We start from the raw sequence: 267 nt of genomic DNA on the forward strand, positions 1-267 counted from the left end.
CATCTGTAACAACAACGCTCGCATCCACCGTTAAGTCTGGGTCTGCTGCTAAGTCACTACCCGCAACATCCACTGTCCACGTTCCGTCTGCCGCAAGTGTGGTGCTGTAGTCCACGCCATTCACGCTGACTGTTACCGCATCACCTGCCGTGAATTCACCTGTCACCGTACCTGTCACTGGAACTGTGCTGCCTGCTTCTGCTGCATTTAAGATGTTGTCCGCTGTAATTGGATCAATCACCACTGCTGTTGCTGGATCAACAACGG

General features: G+C 52.8%; 1 protein-coding gene. It reads right to left on the reverse strand.

The annotated features are described in order from the left end of the window. On the reverse strand, positions 1 to 267 hold a 267-nt coding region (locus tag ACT4_RS14530; protein ID WP_034605255.1), incomplete at both ends, for an Ig-like domain-containing protein.

The organism is Acinetobacter sp. NBRC 100985, from assembly GCF_000241225.1.
In the GTDB taxonomy this organism is placed as follows: domain Bacteria; phylum Pseudomonadota; class Gammaproteobacteria; order Pseudomonadales; family Moraxellaceae; genus Acinetobacter; species Acinetobacter venetianus.